At 56.3% G+C, this 650-nt stretch carries 1 protein-coding gene; it reads right to left on the reverse strand.

Annotated elements, in window-relative coordinates; all coding sequences use genetic code 11:
* Positions 1 to 48 precede the first annotated feature (48 nt).
* A partial coding sequence (locus AC07R0_RS25710) for an integrase core domain-containing protein (protein WP_495107032.1) occupies positions 49 to 650 on the reverse strand: 602 nt, incomplete at its 5' end.

Raw genomic sequence — 650 nt, forward strand, 5'->3', positions numbered from 1 at the left:
ACCGGGTACCTAGGTAACAGGTGTGCGAGGACATAGTAAACACATAGCTCATGGTTTGCCCAGCGTATTCATATCCAGATGCATGAGTTGCTGATGGCAAAAGTAAGCGTCATAGCATCCCTCATTCTGCCGATCAGGGCGCATTGCAATAGGCAGCCGATGCAGGGAACTACTCAAGTGCAATCGCAGACCTTTGAACTTGATAAAGCCGTTCCAGCCCACTTCAATGACCGTGTCGTCTGGGCTGTACTCAATCGGCTTCAGGGATAGAGGAAACTTGCGCGGGCTCAGGGCATAGCGTTGGGTGGGTGTTTGCAATCCCAAGGCGTCGTGGGGGCGTTCATGGTTGTAGACGCTGCGCCACCGATCAAAGGCTTGCTGGGCCAACTCCAGGCTGGAAAAACTACGGCCGTTGAGCACTTCTGCCTTGAGAGAGCGATGGAAGCGCTCCAGCTTGCCGTTCGTCTGCGGGTGGTAGGGTGCGCTGTGGCTCACCCGGATGCCCAGCCGTATCAGCCAGATACTCAGATCGCTCAAGCTGTGCGCTTGTGCTGCGCGCGGGCTACCCCAGGGCCCGCCGTTGTCAGCATTGATACGTACCGGCAGTCCGTAGTGTTCAAAAACGCGCTGCAAATGGGATTGCACACTGG

It is taken from the genome of Rhodoferax sp. GW821-FHT07F03, from assembly GCF_059418745.1.